This window comes from Cytobacillus sp. OWB-43 (genome assembly GCF_034651445.1).
In the GTDB taxonomy this organism is placed as follows: domain Bacteria; phylum Bacillota; class Bacilli; order Bacillales; family Cytobacillaceae; genus Cytobacillus; species Cytobacillus kochii.
The window spans coordinates 1,439,002-1,458,282 of sequence record NZ_JAYEFF010000001.1 but is presented as its reverse complement, the minus strand read 5'-3'; the positions used below and the strand labels follow the sequence as shown (position 1 = coordinate 1,458,282).

At 36.0% G+C, this 19,281-nt stretch carries 16 protein-coding genes, 1 other RNA gene and 1 riboswitch; of the genes, 15 read left to right on the top strand and 2 right to left on the bottom strand.

The window, feature by feature from the left end; genetic code table 11:
* The first annotated feature begins 173 nt into the window (after positions 1–173).
* A complete protein-coding gene (locus U9M49_RS07060; RefSeq protein ID WP_307313084.1) occupies positions 174–1,040 on the top strand; it encodes an ABC transporter permease subunit in 867 nt (288 codons plus the stop codon).
* On the top strand, positions 1,033–3,351 hold the full coding sequence (locus U9M49_RS07055) for an ABC transporter permease (protein ID WP_322909550.1): 2,319 nt from the start codon (positions 1,033–1,035) through the stop codon (positions 3,349–3,351). The genes U9M49_RS07060 and U9M49_RS07055 overlap by 8 nt, the downstream gene beginning before the upstream one ends.
* A gap of 28 nt (positions 3,352–3,379) precedes the next feature.
* Here the strand turns inward: U9M49_RS07055 and U9M49_RS07050 are convergent, their stop codons facing one another.
* Positions 3,380–3,826, bottom strand: a complete 447-nt coding sequence (locus U9M49_RS07050) for an Hsp20/alpha crystallin family protein (protein ID WP_095372803.1) — start codon at positions 3,824–3,826, stop codon at positions 3,380–3,382.
* 173 nt (positions 3,827–3,999) lie between these two features.
* On the opposite strand from U9M49_RS07050, the gene U9M49_RS07045 reads away from it, so the two are divergent.
* Together U9M49_RS07045 and U9M49_RS07040 are read left to right on the top strand one after the other, a co-directional pair.
* Positions 4,000–6,264 (top strand): DEAD/DEAH box helicase, encoded by a 2,265-nt coding sequence (locus tag U9M49_RS07045; RefSeq protein ID WP_322909549.1) that lies wholly within the window; start codon positions 4,000–4,002, stop codon positions 6,262–6,264.
* 16 nt (positions 6,265–6,280) lie between these two features.
* Positions 6,281–7,537, top strand: coding sequence for a ribonuclease H-like domain-containing protein (locus U9M49_RS07040; RefSeq protein ID WP_322909548.1), 1,257 nt, complete (start codon positions 6,281–6,283; stop codon positions 7,535–7,537).
* 22 nt (positions 7,538–7,559) lie between these two features.
* Here U9M49_RS07040 and U9M49_RS07035 read toward each other — a convergent pair whose 3' ends face one another.
* On the bottom strand, positions 7,560–7,973 hold the full coding sequence (locus U9M49_RS07035; RefSeq protein ID WP_095372806.1) for a VOC family protein: 414 nt from the start codon (positions 7,971–7,973) through the stop codon (positions 7,560–7,562).
* Positions 7,974–8,416: 443 nt separating this feature from the next.
* Here U9M49_RS07035 and U9M49_RS07030 point away from each other — a divergent pair, with 443 nt between their 5' ends.
* The 11 genes from U9M49_RS07030 (at position 8,417) to U9M49_RS06980 (ending at position 19,224) form a co-directional block, all read left to right on the top strand.
* Positions 8,417–8,668 (top strand): CotD family spore coat protein, encoded by a 252-nt coding sequence (locus tag U9M49_RS07030; protein WP_095372807.1) that lies wholly within the window; start codon positions 8,417–8,419, stop codon positions 8,666–8,668.
* 409 nt (positions 8,669–9,077) lie between these two features.
* On the top strand, positions 9,078–9,641 hold the full coding sequence (locus U9M49_RS07025) for a DUF1273 domain-containing protein (protein WP_322909547.1): 564 nt from the start codon (positions 9,078–9,080) through the stop codon (positions 9,639–9,641).
* Positions 9,642–9,727: 86 nt separating this feature from the next.
* Positions 9,728–10,036: a cell division regulator GpsB gene (gpsB, locus tag U9M49_RS07020; protein ID WP_095372809.1), complete on the top strand. Its 309-nt coding sequence runs from the start codon at positions 9,728–9,730 to the stop codon at positions 10,034–10,036.
* A gap of 77 nt (positions 10,037–10,113) precedes the next feature.
* Positions 10,114–10,501: RNase P RNA component class B (gene rnpB, locus U9M49_RS07015), an RNA gene on the top strand.
* Positions 10,502–10,667: 166 nt separating this feature from the next.
* Positions 10,668–11,816, top strand: a complete 1,149-nt coding sequence (locus tag U9M49_RS07010; RefSeq protein ID WP_416337088.1) for a THUMP domain-containing class I SAM-dependent RNA methyltransferase — start codon at positions 10,668–10,670, stop codon at positions 11,814–11,816.
* A 108-nt stretch (positions 11,817–11,924) separates the two neighbouring features.
* Positions 11,925–12,092 carry a hypothetical protein gene (locus U9M49_RS07005; RefSeq protein ID WP_157733946.1) on the top strand — a complete coding sequence of 56 codons (168 nt, stop codon included), beginning with the start codon at positions 11,925–11,927 and terminating at the stop codon, positions 12,090–12,092.
* Positions 12,093–12,190: 98 nt separating this feature from the next.
* Complete coding sequence (locus tag U9M49_RS07000; RefSeq protein WP_322909545.1) at positions 12,191–14,122, top strand: ATP-dependent DNA helicase; 1,932 nt, start codon at positions 12,191–12,193, stop codon at positions 14,120–14,122.
* A gap of 218 nt (positions 14,123–14,340) precedes the next feature.
* A complete protein-coding gene (locus U9M49_RS06995) occupies positions 14,341–15,861 on the top strand; it encodes a carboxypeptidase M32 (protein ID WP_095372811.1) in 1,521 nt (506 codons plus the stop codon).
* Between the two features lie 26 nt (positions 15,862–15,887).
* The gene (locus tag U9M49_RS06990; protein WP_322909544.1) at positions 15,888–16,799 is read left to right on the top strand and encodes a DMT family transporter; all 912 of its coding nucleotides are present in this window, start codon (positions 15,888–15,890) and stop codon (positions 16,797–16,799) included.
* A 298-nt stretch (positions 16,800–17,097) separates the two neighbouring features.
* A riboswitch (purine riboswitch) is annotated at positions 17,098–17,199 on the top strand.
* A 118-nt stretch (positions 17,200–17,317) separates the two neighbouring features.
* A complete protein-coding gene (locus U9M49_RS06985; RefSeq protein ID WP_095372813.1) occupies positions 17,318–17,917 on the top strand; it encodes a xanthine phosphoribosyltransferase in 600 nt (199 codons plus the stop codon).
* Positions 17,914–19,224 carry a nucleobase:cation symporter-2 family protein gene (locus U9M49_RS06980; protein WP_307313109.1) on the top strand — a complete coding sequence of 437 codons (1,311 nt, stop codon included), beginning with the start codon at positions 17,914–17,916 and terminating at the stop codon, positions 19,222–19,224. The genes U9M49_RS06985 and U9M49_RS06980 overlap by 4 nt, the downstream gene beginning before the upstream one ends.
* Positions 19,225–19,281 lie beyond the last annotated feature (57 nt).

Sequence of the window (19,281 nt, the reverse complement as noted above, 5' to 3'; positions counted from 1 at the left end):
CAGTAATATTTGGCCGCCCTTTTTTCTTCCATTTGAAAGGCTATTTAATAAATATAAATCTGAATGAAAGGTCCTGTATTCGGAAATGGGGGAATTATCAAAAAAATATTGACAATAATGTAGGAAAGATGAAAAATAGTTAGCATGACGAAAGAAGCAGAAGGGGGAAAGAAATGGTTCGTTATATCCAGCAAATGATTATCGTCATCTTTCTTATTTTATTTCTAGCAACTTTACCATCAATCGTTTTAGTTAACCCTACTAATGGTACGGTTAGTTTGAATTTTGCTCAATTTCCATCAATGGTAGGAAATTTCTTTAAAGAGTTGAGCACCGGCAGCTTAGGTACATATTATGTAGGGATGGAGCAAAGGTCGATTGCTTCAGAAATTGGAGATAATTTTTTCACTTCCTTTTATATTGTTTTTGTGGGTGTATTACTTTCAATTCTATTAAGTTTATTATTCGGTATTTTCTTAAGTCGATTTTACTTAACAAAAATTTTCCGTGTCATGATGAATATTATCTCAACCATTCCAGATTTTATTTTTATTATTTTTGCTCTACTCTTTGCGGTGAATATTTATAAATGGACGGGCTTTAGAGTCGTCTCCTTTTTACCGAATGGAGGTGCATTGAATATTTGGTTCCCGATGGTTCTTGTTGCGATTGCTCCTTCTATTTATCTATTTAAATTGATTTCTGAGAGGTACTTTTTAATAGCTGGAGAAGATTATATTCGTACAGCTGTAGCAAAAGGCTTGAAAGTTGATCGTATTAATTTTCAGCATGTGTATAAAAATATTGAGCCGTTTCTCGTAGCTGATTTGGTGAAAGTTTTATCCCTTGCCATCGGTAATTTATTTATTGTGGAATATTTGCTCAACGTGTCAGGTCTAACCAAGTTTGTTTTTCAAAGTTTTGGTGATCCTCAGCCTATTGCCATCGGGCTATTTGGCATGCTATTCATTTCTCTACTTGTCTTTGTAGTTATTAGACTTTTACTTTATTTATTTAAACGAGGGTTTATTTATGAATAAGATATATAATCGAAATTACGCATTGTATTTAGGTATAGTTAGTGTAACGATTGTCTTATTTTTTACGGTATTTGGTCCGAAAATAGCACCACACTCCATCTTCATGGCCTTAGAGGTGAAGTATATTGATGGCGATGTCATTTCACCACCATTAAAACCATTTGAATCAATGGCTTACCCTTTAGGGACTGATCGGTGGGGGTACGATTTATTATCAATGATACTTTATGGTTTGCGATATACGGTGTGGATTGCCATTGCAGTTGCTACGATAAAGATGATAATCGGTACAGTACTGGGGATGTTTATTGGTACATGGAAAAAAACACCGTCTTTCATTATCGCTTTTGAAGGAGCTTGGAGTTATGTACCTGCATTTTTAATTTTATATTTCTGCTTGTTGCCTATTAATTTTGGTTCTATATTGGAAACGCCTATTCTTATAGCATATTTCATCGTTATTGCCTCACTTATTGGTACTCCTAGTATCGTATCTTCTGTTCGGCAAAAAACAGCTGAAATTTATAAAAGAGATTTTGTTTTGGCATCAATGACTCTTGGTGCAAAGAGGTGGAGGCTGTTATGGCGTAACGTGTTTCCCCAATTAAAAGAATCTTTACTTGTGATGTTCACAATGGAAATTGTTTATGTGATTACAATCATGGGACAGTTAGCTTTATTAAATATTTTTATCGGTGGAACGATTGTTAGAAATGATCCTGTTATCTATTTATCGGTTACAAAAGAATTATCTGGTCTTGTTGGACAAGCGAGAGAGAATTTGATGGGCAATCAATATATTTTAATGGTGCCACTTATCATTTTGTTAATAACCACGATATCTTTTAGCTTATTAACCGCGGGGTTAAAAAATAAATTCCAAACAGATTATGCTAGAATGCCTTGGATCAAAACTGGAATTAAACCAAAAGGGAGACCAACACGAAAAAGATTAGGAGAAAAGCGATTTTTAAACTTTAGTTTACATAAAGTAGGTTTTGCTATCCTTTTACTATTATTTGTTTTAGGTGGTATATTTGTTAATCAATATAGTGATTCGAAAATTGGTGTAACAAATGAAAATAAAGGAGACTATTCTTTAGAGCTTTCCATGGAAAGTGCAAATGAGTTTACAGTGAAAGAAGAAGTGTCAGTTAAGAACGAATCAGAAGATAAATGGAAAGAGCTCATTTTTTTTGCACCGAGAAATTTAGCTCAATTAGAACTGAATGAAATCATTGTAAACCAGGAAAATCTACCATATGAAATAAAGGATGACGTTTATTACATTACGTTACCTAAAAAATGGCAAGGCGAGAGTCAATTTGATGTGCAATTTAACTATAGAATGAGAGGAATAGAGGATGCTGATATTTTCCAAGACTGGTATTTTACCTTAGCACCATATAAAAACGGAAGATGGGCAGAAGCGACAAAAGATAATCCATATATTCATCATCATCATGCATTATTGTCTTCATTTAAAGTGAGTTATGACCTTCAACCAGGATATACATTTATATCTTCTGCTATTGAGAATGACAAGGAAGAGGTTTCCATCGATGATGTGAAGAATTTCTCCTTTTCTATTGTATCTGATAATTGGGAGAAAAGTGAAAGGATTACACAAAAGGATACGCAGGTTAGCTTTTTGCATCAATCTTCATCACGGAAGGACTTAGCTGAAGAAGAGATCATGGCAGTTTTTGATTATTTTGAAGAGGCGATAGCACCTCTACCATTTAAGCAAGCAGATATTTTTATTAGCGATTCCTTGGAAACTGAGAGTGTGCCTGGTATGGTCATGCTGAATCCAGAAGAAGCTCGGAATCCATATATATTAGCTAAAGAGGTGGCTGCTCTCTATTATGCATCGGCTATCAGTCAGGATCCTCAAAATGATAGCTGGATTGGATCGGGTCTATCGCATTTAGCTGCTTATCAATACGGCGTTGATCAAGGTGAGGAAAGTAAGCAACAGGCTTTGGCTTACTTACAAGAAGAATTAGGGACATTAGAAAAGCATGTGAATGGAAGCCAAGTATCCAATACCAATATCAATGAGGTTGAACATGAAGCCATATTAAATGCACAACCTGCTTGGGAAATAATCGAATTAATCGAAGAACATTACGCTTATAGAGGGATTAGTCCCGAAGAAGTAGGTGAGAAATATTTATCTTCCTTTTACGAACAGTTTGCCGGAAGAGAAGTAGATACTGAAATTTTCCTTCAGTTTACACGAGACTACTTCAGTGTACCTTCAGGAGCTTTTAATCAGTGGTTAAATACAGAAGCAAGTAGAAAATAGATTTACTACTTGCTTTACAGTCATTATATTATTGTAAGCTGATCCTTTTACCTTTTGGTTTAGGCACTTTTACGATGAGTAAGCCATTTGTGTGAGAAGCTTGAATGGTGCTTTCATCGATAATAAAAGGTAAAGGGATCGTCCTAGTTGATTGTTGGAATGCCTGTTTTTTTTGATATATTTGTTGTAAGTCATCTTCACTTGTCTCAATATCGAGTCGGTGAATCGTAATTTTAATATAATTATTAATGGCATTCAATTCAATTTGTTCACGGTTTATGCCTGGTAGTTCCGCTTTTATAATATAATCATCGGCGTTTTCATTTACTTCTACATGAAAAGAAGTAGCGAAAGGAAACGGATTTTTAAAAAAGTCGTCCATTGTCTGCATGAAGTTTTTTACAGGTTTATCATGAAAAAACTGATTCATGGATTTCATTAAATCTCCGAACGGCTCCTTTCTTTTTTCACTCATGTAACTCCCTCCCAAATAAATCAAACATTCCTTTTATTCTATGCACTCGATAAAGTTTGGGTGATTTTAAAACTCAAATAGGCTAGATGGAATAATATTCTAATAAATAAATCGTAAAAAAACCTTTTTCTGCGAACGTTTATTCGCTAGAATAAAGTGATGAGGTGAAGAACGTGAAGGTGAAAAAGAATTTACAAGAACTGATTAAAGAGCTCAAGCAATCCGATAAATTTGGAGAACAAATAACGTATTGGCATACATTGGAAGAGAAGGAAGCGCAAGTAGCGGATATGCCGATTGGACTAGATCCTCATTTAATGAGCGCCTTAGAAAAAAGAGGAATATCCCGTCTGTATACTCATCAGCGCTCAAGTTACGATGCCGTTATGGCTCATCAGTCCATTGTTGCTGTTACACCAACAGCGTCGGGAAAGACCTTATGTTACAATTTGCCAGTATTGCAGACTATCATAAATAATCCACAAGCAAGGGCCTTATATTTATTTCCTACAAAAGCACTTGCTCAGGATCAGAAAATGGAAATCAATGAATTGATTGAAGAGTCATCTCTTTCCGTTAATAGCTATACATATGATGGTGACACGCCTTCAAATATTAGACAAAAAGTGAGAAGAGCTGGCCATATTGTTATGACTAATCCGGACATGCTTCATTCAGCAATTCTTCCACATCATACGAAATGGGTATCATTATTTGAAAATCTTCGTTTTATTATTATTGATGAATTACATATTTATCGCGGTGTATTTGGTTCTCATGTAGCCAATGTTCTACGGAGGTTATTAAGAATCTGTGAGTTTTATGGAAGTAAACCCGTTTTTATATGCACTTCTGCGACTATTGCCAATCCCCTTGAACTTGCAGAGGAGCTAACAGAAACAAATATGAAATTAATTGACAATAATGGTGCGCCGAGCGGCCGTAAACATTTTGTGTTTTATAATCCACCGCTTGTCAATAAGCCATTAAATATAAGGAGAAGTGCGACACTCGAGGTAAGAAGGCTAGCAAGTGAAATGCTAATGAACAAAGTACAAACGATTATTTTTGCTAAAAGCCGTGTGAGAGTGGAAGTATTACTTAAGTATTTACAAGAGCTAGTCAAGCATAAGATTGGACCGAAAGCAATCAGAGGTTATCGTGGCGGTTACCTTCCATCTGAGAGAAGATCGATTGAAAAGGGTTTGCGTCATGGAGAGATATATGGAGTTGTCAGTACAAACGCACTCGAACTTGGCGTCGATATTGGTCAGCTGCAAGTTTGTATTATGACTGGTTATCCAGGGACAATTTCTAGTTCTTGGCAGCAAGCTGGTAGAGCTGGGCGTAGACATAGTGAATCACTCGTTATTATGGTTGCTAGCTCAAACCCATTAGATCAATATATCATTGATCATCCTGATTATTTCTTTAAACGAAATCCAGAAACAGCAAGAATCAATCCAGATAACTTAATCATTCTCATTGATCATATTAAATGTGCTGCCTATGAATTGCCTTTTAAGAAAGGAGAGTCATTTGGTCGCTTTGAAACTGAAGAAGTATTAGAATATTTATCTGAAGAACAGGTACTGCACGAAAATCAAGACAAGTATTATTGGATGAATGATTCTTTTCCAGCTCATAATGTCAGTTTACGGTCCGCATCGCAAGAGAATGTTGTCATAATCGATCAATCAGATGTGGCGAATGTGAAGGTGATTGGTGAGATGGACCGTTTTTCTGCGATGACATTGTTACATGATGAAGCCATCTATCTCCACCAAGGTACTCAATTTCAAGTTGAGTATTTAGATTGGGAAGAGAAAAAAGCTTTTGTACGAGAAGTGGCAGTCGATTATTATACAGACGCCAACTTAGCCGTCGAATTAAAAGTATTAGAGGAAGATAAAACAAAGCGAATTGGAAACGAACAGATTGGCTATGGTGATGTGAGTGTAACGGCAATGGCAACGATATTCAAAAAAATTAAATTTGATACGCATGATAACATCGGCTCTGGACCCATTTCTTTACCAGAAGAAGAATTGCATACAAGTGCTACGTGGGTGACCTTTTTTGCAGAAGGATTGATGTTCGGAAAAGAACGACTGGAGCAAGGTTTAATAGGTGCCGCTCATGCCCTTAAAGCAATCGTGCCATTATTCGTTATGTGTGATCAGACGGATGTTCATGTCGTTCCGCAAGTAAAAGCTATTCATAATGAAAAACCAACATTATTTTTCTACGATAAATACCCTGGCGGTGTAGGATTAAGTGAGAAAGTCTACGATGAAATTGATCAACTAATAAGAGAAGCCATCTCAATGATTGAGAGATGCCCTTGTGACTCAGGTTGTCCTTCTTGTATTGGAACAGATCTTTCTTCTGAGACGGCTAAAGGTGATGTGTTAAAGTTATTTCAAACATGGCTATAAGGAGTAGGTGAGAAGTGTGTCATTAAAAAATAAATTGAATCGTTTACAATCACATATGTCTCATACTACCGAAAAAAAAGTAGAAGTAGAGCAGAAATCCCCATCCGTTTTCCCTTTCCAAGACGTATGGCAACAACACCATGTTTCTCCTTATCATGATATAGAAGGTAGTACTTGTCTCATTAGAGAAATTCATTATCCCTTAGATTACTTACATGGAAATTACCGCTTTCAAGAATTATATAAGGTCATTGAAAAATGGAACGAAACTACCGAGAGTCACCCATTAACAGCGAGAGGCCATCAAGCAGAGGATTTGTTCTTTTTTGATACTGAAACGACAGGGCTTGGAGGTGGAGTAGGCAATACGATTTTCTTATTAGGGTATGCGAGCGTGAGTCGAAAAGGCGTCACATTAAAACAACATATATTACCTGACCCTGGAGGAGAAATCGCTCTATATAAAAGCTTCTTAGAATCAATTGATTATACAACCATGGTGACCTATAACGGTAAAGCGTTTGATTGGCCCCAGTTACAAACACGGCATACATTAATTCGAGAACATTTACCCAAACTACCGCCATTCGGTCATTTTGATTTATATCATGCTTCAAGAAGGTTATGGAAACATAAACTTGAGCGGACGAAGTTATCTATTGTTGAAAGAGAAGTATTAGGTGTAAAAAGAGAGGATGATATCCCAGGTTATCTTGCGCCGATGATTTACTTTGATTATTTAGATACTAAAAACCCTGAAGGCATGCTAGGTATAATGAAACATAATGAAATAGACATCCTCTCACTGATCACATTATATATCCACTTGTCTAACCAATTACTAGGGTTAGATAAAGAGCAAACCACAAGAGAAGCCTATGAGACAGCAAGGTGGTTTAGCTCTATTGGTGAAATCAAAAAAGCGCAAGAGGGGTATGAAGAATTAGCACAAATGAATGATGTGGCAGGTATAAAAGCGAAACATCAGCTGGCTTGGCAGTTAAAAAAGAAAAAGCAATGGGGGAAAGCAGCAGAGTTATGGCAGATGGTTTCCTCTGATGGTGATGACCAAGAAAAATTTAGCGCATGTGTTGAGTTGGCAAAAATATATGAACACAGGCTGCCTGATCTCATGAGAGCGATACAATATACAGATAAGGCGTTAAAGCAAATTGAAACGAAAGAGAAATATAAAAAGCATAAAGAGAGTCTGTATAAACGGCGTGAAAGACTCTTAAGGAAATTACAGAAAAGAATCCACCAGGATGAGTAATTGTCCCGGTGGAAAGCTTTGTTTATATACCTGAAGTATTCATTAAAATGACTCCCCAGCCATCAGGGTCTGCAAATGTGAAACCCTTCTCCTCCCAGTACGGGTTCTCTGGTAAAACAGAGTGGTATCCCAAGCTATGCAACCTATTTTTTATTTCTAGGATTTCTGATAATTGAGGAATATAAAAAACTAATAGGTCTTCTTTTGTAGGTGAAGGAACAGGCTGTCCAGATTCGTGTTGGATTATTTCTAAGTGATAACTAGCATTTGGTAAACCAATCATTATACCTTGATATCCACTATGACCTTGGAAAGACCCTATCTTTTGTAACCCTAAACCGCTGCAATAAAACCGTTCTATTTCTGTTAGTTGATTTGTCGGACGTGCGACTCTTACTTGAGCAACAGCTGCGCCGTTTGACCATATCTTTGTCATTGGAAAACCTCCATTTCTTTCTTCAATCCTATTATAGAAAGAGGAAAGGTTCTTTGCCGACAGATTGCTGTCTGAAATTCTATAAGACTTTAGACTTACTTCGTTTGCGACATTCGGATTTGTATTTGTAAAAAAACACCACTAAAAAGGACAACTTTCTTAGTTGTTTTATAAGATATTTCCTTGTACAATATTCCGTGTATGAAATGAATGCTAATTGCGAGGATGATATTTAAATGTACAGAGCTATTTTATATATTTTCTTTTTTGTCGTTATTATTACAGCCGTGTTTATGACCACGATGAAGGATAGTTTTTATAGTTTACTATTTATATAATGAAATAATTTGGGTGCGATTATAGGTGAATTTCTCAGGGCAGATTTCCTAACTTCTCATAGAATGAAAAAAAGGTTTTTTTATCGATTGAGAGGAGAGATTTTTATGCACCAATTTCCACCTAAACCAAATGACTTGCAACCGATTGTTCATCCAACTAATCATCATGTTAACCATGTTTATGAGACCATCATTATTCCACATTTTCATCCCAGTCATACGACAACAGTGAAACATATTAATTATCAGCATGTACATTTCAATCATCCTTCTTCAGAAGTACCGGCTTTACATGGGCAAGTACCGTATCGCCCTTTGCCAGTTCATCCTTTCAACAGAAGGTTTAGAAGGTATTGAACATGAATCACTAAAGGGCTCATAATATTGTATGGGTCCTTTTTTAATTATTCACTAATAGCGTGAGAAAAAGAATATACAACATGTATTTGGAGGGCATATTATGATTGAATTTCGGTTTGCTATCCGAACTTTCTCAATAATGAGCAAAGTGAGGAAAGAAAGCTGAGAAACTTGCTCGTAAATATACGATTAATGTAGGAATAAAAATAAAGCTGGTTTAAAAAGTTCACTTATTAGAAAAGATTGGTTCGACATATAAGGGAAGAGAAACTCTATCATTTCCAGGTATCATTACGTTAAAACTAAAGATATCTTGTCCTCTCTTTATAATCTTTCGATTTAAATAAGGGAATATGTTAAAATTAGGCTAATAAGTATTTGAAATAGACGCAAGGAGAAGTTAAAATTGGTAAAAGTAACCACTGTATCAGGTTATAAGCCTTTCGAATTAGGAATTTTTAAAAAAGATGAACAAGCAGTGACGTATATTAAAAGAGCCATAAAAAAACAATTGCTTTCATTACTTGATGAAGGATTAGAGTGGGTGCTCATTAGTGGACAGCTTGGAACGGAGCTATGGGCTGCAGAGGTCGTGTACGAGTTGCAGGAGGAAGGATTTGAACACTTACAGTTAGGTGTGATTACGCCTTTTTTAAATGTAGAGGGGAATTGGAAAGAAGATAATAAGGAATGGTATGAATCAATTGTAGCAAGTGCTGATTATGTTGATGCAGTTTCGCGTAAGCCTTATGAAAATCCTAATCAATTTAAAATGAAAAACATTTTTCATCTATCGAAGAGTGATTGTCTTATCCTTTTTTATGATACGGAAAAAGAAGGGTCTCCCAAATATTTATTTGAAGAGGCACTTAATTATCAAAATAAAAAAAATTACTCCATACATCAAATCTCGTTTTATGATATACAATTAATAGTAGAAGAAGATCAAATGACCCAAAGTGGATTTTAACGCGTGAAACCGATAAATTAAATTGACAAAAGTGTTGTTATTTGAAAAAATAAAGAATACTATTGGCGATACTAGAGGTGAGTATAATGCTATCTGATAAAGTAAAATTAACAAGTAAGGATATATTAGAAAAAGAATTTAAAACCGCCATGAGAGGCTACAAACCTGAAGATGTAGATAAGTTTTTAGATTTAATTATTAAAGATTATGAAACCTTCCACACTGAAATTGAAGAATTACAACATGAAAACTTGAAATTAAGAAAAGAACTTGAGGAGTCTAATAATAAAAGACCACAAGCAGCTTCTCAACCAGCTGGTACAACAAATTTTGATATCCTTAAAAGGTTATCAAATTTAGAGAAGCATGTATTTGGGAGTAAATTGTACGATTAATTAAACATTAGTGACTTTCAAAAAAGCCCTTGCTATTCATAAGAATATTACATATAATATTCGTTGTATCATTAATAACGTTCGGGTAATCGCTGCAATTTTTTAAATTGTAGAGGAAAGTCCATGCTCACACAGGCTGAGATGCCAGTAGTGTTCGTGCCTGGCGAAGACATAAGCTAGGGCAACTTTAACAGTTGACGGCAGGGAAAATACCTAAGTCTTTTTAAAGATAGGGTATGAATACCTATAAAAGTGCCACAGTGACGAAGTCTTCTCAGAAATGAGAAGAGTGGAACGAGGTAAACCCCGCGAGTGAGAAACCCAAATTATGGTAGGGGCACTTTCCTAAAGGAAATGAACTGATAGGAAGGACAGGCGTATTCGTCTGTAGATAGATGATTACCACTATGTACGAGGCAATACATTGCCGTTTGTAGTACGTAGAACAAAACATGGCTTACAGAACGGAATTAATGTAAAAAAAGAAATTATAGGCTCTCCTATTATAAGGAGAGCTTTTCTTTCAATTAAAGAATAGAAATCAGTTAATTAGGTGTACTTTAATAAACGAAATTATATGCTTAGACTTAATAAACTTGCTGTTAAGCGAGACCGAATAAGAGATAAAAGGATGAACGTTGTGTCTAAATTTCAATTGATTGCCACCTCTGCAATGGGGCTAGAGGCACTTGTAGCCAAGGAAGTTCGTGCGCTTGGCTATGAATGTCAAGTTGATAATGGAAAAATCACTTTTGAAGGTGATGCGCATGCGATTGCACGAAGCAATATGTGGTTAAGAACTGCTGATCGTATCAAAATCAAAGTGGGAGAATTTAAAGCAAAAACTTTTGATGAATTATTTGAGAAAACAAAGGCTTTACCATGGGAAGCATTTCTTCCGGAAAATGCAGAGTTTCCTGTTTCGGGTAAATCCGTTAAGTCCAAACTATTCAGTGTTCCTGATTGTCAAGGAATTGTAAAAAAAGCGATTGTCGAACGATTGAGGCATAATTATAAAACAAATGGTTGGTTAGATGAGAATGGCCCATTGTACAAGATTGAAGTGGCTCTTCTTAAGGATGTAGCAACAATAACAATCGATACGAGTGGAAGTGGATTGCATAAAAGAGGTTATCGAACTGGACAAGGTGAAGCGCCAATAAAGGAAACTTTAGCAGCTTCACTGATCATGCTTACTAATTGGCATCCAGACAAACCATTTGTCGATCCTTTTTGCGGGTCAGGAACGATACCTATTGAAGCTGCTTTAATAGGTCAGAATATCGCTCCTGGTTTTAACAGAGAATTTGTTTCAGAAGGTTGGGGCATTATCCCTACTAAAGTTTGGGATGAGGTAAGAATGGAAGCGGAAGATCTTGCTAATTATGATCAACCACTAGACATTACTGGAACGGATATCGATCATCGAATGGTGAAAATTGCTGAAGAGAATGCTTTTGAAGCGGGACTTGGCGATCTTGTGCAATTTAAACAGATGCAAGTACGTGATTTTACAACAACAAAGGACTACGGTGTCATTGTAGGAAATCCGCCATATGGTGAGCGGTTAGGTGATAAACCAGCAGTCCAAAGAATGTATAAAGAAATGGGTGAAGCTTTGTCTTTACTTGATACATGGTCTATTTATATCCTTACTTCTGATGAAGAATTTGAACAAGTGTTTGGAAAACCTGCAACAAAGAAAAGAAAACTTTTTAATGGGTTTATTAAAACAGACTACTATCAATATTGGGGCAAGCGACCTCCACGCAATAATTAATGGACTCTCCATGAGATTTATGATTGTATTTCTCTTTTTAAAGCAGGTATATGATGCCATAAAAGTGAATAGAATACATATATCGAATGGTTCATGGAGGTCATGATAATGAAAGATACGCAAATTGATTTTCACAAAATAATGCAAGCAATTGATGGATCTATACAAGCGATATCAACAGATCAAATGAAAGATAGTGATGCACTAAAAAAATTGCAATCTGCCCAACAAGAAATTAGGCATGCATTATCGTATTCATTATCAAAAATAAATTAAAGAGATAGTAATCGCTTATCGAAACCTTGTATGATTGAGGGGTTTCGACTTTTTTTTGCTACAATAGGGTTCATAAAAGAAGAAAACGGGGGAACGTCATGCAACAGAGTCAGATGCCGTTTACGGTTGAAAAAACAGAATCATTCTACGAGAAACTTGGGGATTGGATTGGTGATGTATTCTATGATCTACTTCCAGAGAGTGGATTTGATATACGCGATGAACAAATTTATATGGCCTTCCAATTAGAAAATGCGATGAAAGATCGAAAGGTCGTATTTGCTGAAGCAGGAGTGGGAACAGGAAAAACCATAGTCTATTTATTATATGCCCTTTGTTACGCGCGGTACCGCCACCAGCCTGCGATTATTGCTTGTGCTGATGAAACGTTAATTGAACAGTTAGTAAAGCCAGAAGGAGATATTGCCAAGTTAGAGAAAGCTTTAAATTTAAATATCGATGTTCGTTTAGCTAAATCAAGAGAGCAATATTTATGTTTGAATAAGCTGGATAAACAGCTAGCATCGATTGATAGTGATGATATCTTTATGGATGTACACGAAAGCCTCCCATCTTTTGTTGAGGAAAATGTCTCGATGAAAAAGTTTACTCCTTATGGTGATCGCAAAAGCTATCCGGAGCTGACTGATGATCAATGGGAGCAGATTGGTTGGGACTCTTTGCAAGATTGTTTCACTTGTGAAAAACGTCACCGTTGTGGACAAACATTGCATCGAGACCATTATCGCCAATCAACAGACATCATTATTTGCTCGCATGATTTTTATATGGAACATATTTGGACAAAGGAATCAAGGAAGCGAGAAGGACAGCTACCACTATTGCCAGAAGCTTCAAGTGTTGTCTTTGATGAAGGACATTTGTTAGAATATGCTGCTCAAAAAGCTTTAACTTATCGACTAACTGAACAAATTTTAGAGTCTTTATTAACGAGATTAATGGCGAACGATGTACGTGAAAAAACATTGCATACAATTGAAGATACAATTTACCAAAGTGAAATGTTCTTTCGCATACTATCACAAACGACTGAGAAAATTACAGGCTCTGAAAAACAAATGATTAAACGAGAGAAAGCTTTAATAGACGAGGCGAAAAAACTATTTGCCCATATTAGTCAGCTAGAAGAAGAACTCGTGTTTGAGAGTGAAATGTATGTCATTAATGAATACGAACTAAAGGTTGTTGAAGAGTATCTTGAGCAGATATCCTATTCTTTATCACTATTTATTAAAGACCAAAGTGGTATCGCCTGGTTTGAAGAAGAAAAAGAAGAAAGAACATTGATCATTATGCCGAGATTGGTAGAAGAAATTATGAGAGAGGAAGTATTCTCTCAGAACATTCCTTTTATCTTTTCATCAGCAACTTTATCTGAAGACCAATCGTTTAACTATATTGCGAAAAGCTTAGGTGTGGATGATTTTCTTTCCTTCACAGTAGAATCACCATTTGATTACGAAAATAATATGACTGCCTTGGCACCATTCTTTGAGACAGGCGACCATCAACAAAAAATGGATTATATGATTGCGCAATTAAATAAAGTGCAAGGTGGTAGTTTACTTCTTTTTTCAAAGAAAGAAGAGTTAGCATTGTTTAAAGACTATGCAGAAGGAAAACTTACCTACCCGATTTATTTTGAAGGTGAAGCAGAAATCAGTACGCTCGTTTCAAAATTCCAAAATGAAGAGCAGTCCATTCTTGCGTCGGTTCATTTATGGGAAGGGCTGGATATTCCTGGTGAATCGCTTGAAAATGTCTTTATCTATTCATTACCTTTTCCACCTAATGACCCAGTGTTCCAATCAAAAAGAGAACAAACAAGTAAGGCTTTTGAAGAGGTGGACATGCCTTATATGTTGTTGCGCATGAGACAAGGAATTGGCCGTCTTATTCGTACAAATGAGGATCATGGTACAGTGCATATATTACTAGAAGATGATCAACCTGGAGATGTGAAAGATAAAGTGTTTAAAATACTTCCTGTGGAAGTGAATATACGGTAAAAATGAAAAAGGAGAGACTTGTCTGGTCTCTCTTTTTTTGATTCTACTGGTTGATTTTTATTATATATGAATAGTTTTTTTCTTAAAATTAAGCGAAAAAACAAATGGTTAATTGAGAATGAAGCGCTGTTAGGCCAATATAGTGATATTAAACAACAAGTTTTATAGAAAGGAATATGCTAAAATAAACCTAGAAATAAGAAGGGGGAAAGACGAAGATGAATGCGACGATGTTAAGCATTGAAAAAGAGTTTTTAGCGTTTGTTAAAAAAATGATGGCTTATAAAGAGGCTGTTTCACTCATGTACTGGGATTTAAGAACCGGTGCGCCGAGAAAAGGTGCCGAGCAACGATCTGAAACGATCAGTATGTTATCTTCTGAATTATTTGCAATGTCAACGAGCGAGGAGATGGCAGCATACATAGGAAAACTAAGTAATAAAGAGGCAAAGGAGAGTCTTTCAGAACGGACAAATAGATTGGTAGAAGAATGTAAGAAAGAGTATGACTTAAACAAGAAAATACCTGCAGATGAATATAAAGAATATGTTACAATTCAAGCACATGCAGAAACGATTTGGGAAGAAGCGCGAGAAAAGTCTGATTTCGCAATGTTTTTACCCTATTTAGAAAAACTTGTGTATTATAATAAACGTTTTATCGGTTACTGGGGATATAAAGAACATAAATACGATACATTATTAGATCAATATGAACCAGGGATGACAGTAAAAACCTTAGATGAAGTGTTTGGTAAGTTACGTCAATCGATTGTTCCATTAGTGAAAGACATCGCTGACTCACTGAATAAACCAAGTACAGATTTCCTTTATGATACTTTCCCGAAGGCAAAACAAAAGGAATTCACACTGCAAATTCTTGATCAAATGGGTTATGATTTTGATGCAGGTCGTCTAGATGATACGGTACATCCATTCGCCACTGGTATTAATCCTGGAGATGTCCGTATTACAACGAGATATGACGAGAATGATTTTCGCATGGCTGTATTTGGTACGATTCATGAAGGTGGACACGCCATATATGAGCAAAATATTTCTAAGGAGTTGGTAGATACACTTCTTTGTGATGGCGCATCAATGGGAATCCATGAATCGCAATCACTGTTTTACGAAAATTTTGTTAGTCGTCATCAAGGGTTCTGGGAACATAATTTTGAACTGCTCAATCAATATGCCCCAGACCAATTTGACCGCATTACCTTAGATGAATTTTATCGTGCAATTAATGAATCTAAGCCATCTTTGATTCGTATTGAGGCGGATGAATTAACCTACCCACTTCATATTATGATTCGCTATGAATTAGAAAAGGCAATATTTAATGATGAAATAGAAGTGAAGGATTTACCACAGCTATGGAATGAAAAATATGAAGAATATTTAGGGGTTACCCCTAAAACTGATGCTGAGGGTGTGTTGCAGGACGTTCATTGGGCAGGCGGAAGCTTTGGATATTTCCCATCTTACGCGTTAGGCTATATGTACGCAGCACAATTAAAACAAAGTATGTTGAAGAGTATACCTGAGTTTGATCAATTGTTAGAAGAGGGCAATCTTACCCCTATTAGAGAGTGGTTAACTGAGAATGTCCATCGCTACGGGCGTATGAAAGAGCCATTAGAAATCATTCAATCAGCAACTGGAGAAGGCTTAAATGTACAATATCTTATTGATTATTTAACAGATAAGTATCGTGCAATTTATCAACTAAACTAGATATCGCTAGAAACGGGGAGTGGAAGATGAAACGTATTCTGCCCTTTATAATGATTGCGGCTGGAGCAAGTTTATGGGGAATTATTGGCTTATTTGTGAAGGGATTAGCTTCTGCTGGTTTCACTTCAATGGAAATCGTAGCGATTCGCGCTATTTTTGCTGTTTTATTTTTATTGCTGATAGGTGTTATCCATTATCGCCAAGAGATGAAGTTACACGCTGTAGGTGATGTACGGTACTTCCTGGGTACAGGCATTTGTAGCATCGTGTTATTCAATTTTTGTTATTTCACGACAATGAGTGAGATGAGTATTTCCATGGCAGTTATATTTCTTTATACAGCACCTGCATTTGTAACGATTCTATCATTTATGTTTTTAAAAGAGAAAATGACAATAAATAAAATTATCGCCGTTATTATGACAATGGCAGGTTGTATATTAATTGCAGGCTTAGCTTTAGGAGAGAGTCAAATAACCATTTTAGGTATAATTACTGGTTTAGGCTCAGGTATTGGTTATGCGCTTTATACAATATTTGGTAAATTTGCGCTCAACCGCTATTCTCCGTTTGCCGTAACATTTTTTACTTTTATTATCGCAGCTGTTGTGCTTATACCAATAACAAGTTTGTGGGAGAAAAGTACACTCTTCATGCAAACTGATGTCATGCTTTTAAGTGTTGGCCTAGGGCTTATACCAACAGTACTTGCTTATATTCTTTATACAAAAGGGTTAGAGAAAACAGAAGGAAGTACAGCCGCAGTCATTTCCACAGTTGAACCTGTGGTTGCTACAATAATGGGTGTATTATTATTTAATGAAAGCCTTGTTTGGTTACAAGTAGTGGGTGCCCTGTTTATTGTCAGTTCAGTTGTTGTGGTGAACTTACCGCAAAAGAAAAGGAAGCGCTATACAAGCGATGAAATCACCCAATAATGACGATTATTAAGATATTTAAACATCTGAACCTATTCATTGAAGTAGGCTTAGATGTTTTTTTGTTAGAAATGATATTGTTTGCAGAAATATCAAGAGTAAAGATGATTTTAAGGGAAGGGAACATTTTTATCATGGTTATTTCTTTATATAAACGGAGTAACGGAAAATGAGATTTTAGAAAATTACCAATAATATACGAATGATAATTACATGAAATTCTCTATTGTTCGTTTTTTCTATCATTATCCTATTGAATTTTTGAAGTCGCATGATATAATGATAGTAATTCAAATTAAATAACTTAATAGTTGTCATTCATATAATAGCGGAAATATGGTCCGCGAGTTTCTACCGAATAACCGTAAATTATTTGACTATGGGTGAGCAAGTGGAGGAGTAGTCTTTATCTGCTCTTGTTTCCACACCTTTAAAACCTAAAGGTCCTTGCTGCACTCAAGTTGAAAGTGAAGCGGATGACTTTTAGGTTTTTTGTATTATAGCCAAGGGGGATAATTATGGAGCTGCTTAAAGAAAAAATCAAACAAGAAGGAAAAGTACTTTCAGATACTGTTTTGAAGGTAGATTCTTTTCTTAATCACCAAATTGATCCTGAGCTTATGTTAGAAATAGGCAAAGAATTTGCAGCTCGGTTTAAAGAAGAAGGCGTGACGAAGATACTTACATTAGAATCTTCAGGAATTGCTCCAGCTGTCATGACTGGATTATATTTGAATGTACCTGTTGTCTTTGCTAGGAAGAGAAAATCCTTGACATTGGTTAATGATTTGTTAACTGCAGAGGTGTATTCATTTACAAAACAAGAAACCAATGAGATTTCAGTATCGCAAAAATTTATAAGTGAAAATGACCGTCTGTTAATTATTGATGACTTCTTAGCAAATGGGCAGGCAGCTCTAGGCTTAGCGGATATCGTGGACCAAGCGAAAGCATCTATCGCTGGTATGGGCATTGTCATTGAAAAGGGATTCCAAGATGGAGGAAAACAATTACGCGAAAAAGGTTATAAAGTTGAATCTTTAGCAATTGTTCAATCACTTGCGAATAGCAAGGTTACTTTTACACAAGTTGAAGAGATGGAGGAATCCTCAAAATGAATCAAAATCCGTTGAAATTAGCTTCCCTAGGAATACAACATGTGCTGGCCATGTACGCTGGAGCAGTTATTGTCCCATTGATTGTTGGTGGTGCCCTAGGTTTAACAGCAGAGCAATTAACCTATCTTGTATCAATTGATATTATGATGTGTGGGATTGCGACATTATTGCAAGTTTGGAAGAATAAATTTTTTGGTATCGGTTTGCCTGTTGTCCTAGGTTGTACATTTACAGCAGTAGGGCCGATGATTACAATCGGCGGAAACTATGGTATTACATCCATTTATGGTGCCATTCTTGTTTCTGGATTGTTTGTAATATTGGTTGCTACTTTCTTTGGTAAATTGGTTAGATTTTTCCCTCCTGTTGTAACAGGATCAGTTGTGACAATTATCGGATTAACTTTAGTTCCTGTAGCTATGAATAATATGGCTGGCGGGGAAGGTAGCCCAGATTTTGGTTCAACGGAAAATGTTATCTTAGCTTTTACAACGCTTCTTGTTATCTTAGTTTTGTATAAGTTTACAAAAGGCTTTGTACGTGCTATTTCGATTTTAATTGGTATTATTGTCGGAACGATTATTGCTTCTATCATGGGGAAAGTGAATTTTTCAGCGGTTGGCGAGGCGTCATTCTTCCATATGCCACAGCCATTTTATTTCGGAATGCCTACATTTGATTTGATTCCGATTCTTACAATGATTCTCGTGGCAATGGTCAGCCTTGTCGAATCTACGGGTGTATATTTCGCATTAGGTGATATTACGAATAAAAAATTAAAAGATAAAGACTTAGCAAACGGTTATCGTGCAGAAGGATTAGCGATCGTCTTTGGTGGTATTTTTAACGCATTTCCATACACAACTTTTTCGCAAAATGTAGGTTTAATTCAATTATCAGGTGTAAAGACCAAAAATGTTATTTATGTTGCTGGTGCATTTTTAGTCATTTTAGGGTTAGTACCTAAAATCGGTGCCTTAACAACAGTTATCCCATCTTCTGTGCTGGGTGGAGCCATGCTTGCTATGTTTGGTATGGTTATAGCATCAGGAATTAAAATGTTAAGCAAAGTAGACTTTAACTCACAAGAAAACCTACTCATTATCGCTTGTTCTGTTGGGCTAGGTGTAGGGGTTACATTTGTTCCAACGATCTTTGCGAATCTACCAGAAAATATCCGTATAATTACTGAAAGCGGAATTGTGGTTGGGAGTTTAACGGCAATTATTTTAAATATCGTTTTTAATATGCTTGGCAAAAAGAGTGGAGTAAATGAAGAGGAAGTTGAGCAAGCGAAAGCTTCTTAATAGGTAATGGAAAGCAGCTGATATTCAAGTCAGCTGCTTTTCTTTGCTTTAAAAAAA

Bases quoted from the DNA above. Each gene is read 5' to 3' on its own strand.
- U9M49_RS07060 (WP_307313084.1), top strand. From the start codon at position 174: ATGGTTCGTTATATCCAGCAAATGATTATCGTCATCTTTCTTATTTTA.
- U9M49_RS07055 (WP_322909550.1), top strand. From the start codon at position 1,033: ATGAATAAGATATATAATCGAAATTACGCATTGTATTTAGGTATAGTT.
- U9M49_RS07050 (WP_095372803.1), bottom strand. From the start codon at position 3,826: ATGAGTGAAAAAAGAAAGGAGCCGTTCGGAGATTTAATGAAATCCATG.
- U9M49_RS07035 (WP_095372806.1), bottom strand. From the start codon at position 7,973: ATGACAAAGATATGGTCAAACGGCGCAGCTGTTGCTCAAGTAAGAGTC.
- U9M49_RS07030 (WP_095372807.1), top strand. From the start codon at position 8,417: ATGCACCAATTTCCACCTAAACCAAATGACTTGCAACCGATTGTTCAT.
- gpsB (WP_095372809.1), top strand. From the start codon at position 9,728: ATGCTATCTGATAAAGTAAAATTAACAAGTAAGGATATATTAGAAAAA.
- U9M49_RS07010 (WP_416337088.1), top strand. From the start codon at position 10,668: ATGAACGTTGTGTCTAAATTTCAATTGATTGCCACCTCTGCAATGGGG.
- U9M49_RS07005 (WP_157733946.1), top strand. From the start codon at position 11,925: ATGAAAGATACGCAAATTGATTTTCACAAAATAATGCAAGCAATTGAT.
- U9M49_RS07000 (WP_322909545.1), top strand. From the start codon at position 12,191: ATGCAACAGAGTCAGATGCCGTTTACGGTTGAAAAAACAGAATCATTC.
- U9M49_RS06995 (WP_095372811.1), top strand. From the start codon at position 14,341: ATGAATGCGACGATGTTAAGCATTGAAAAAGAGTTTTTAGCGTTTGTT.
- U9M49_RS06990 (WP_322909544.1), top strand. From the start codon at position 15,888: ATGAAACGTATTCTGCCCTTTATAATGATTGCGGCTGGAGCAAGTTTA.
- U9M49_RS06985 (WP_095372813.1), top strand. From the start codon at position 17,318: ATGGAGCTGCTTAAAGAAAAAATCAAACAAGAAGGAAAAGTACTTTCA.
- U9M49_RS06980 (WP_307313109.1), top strand. From the start codon at position 17,914: ATGAATCAAAATCCGTTGAAATTAGCTTCCCTAGGAATACAACATGTG.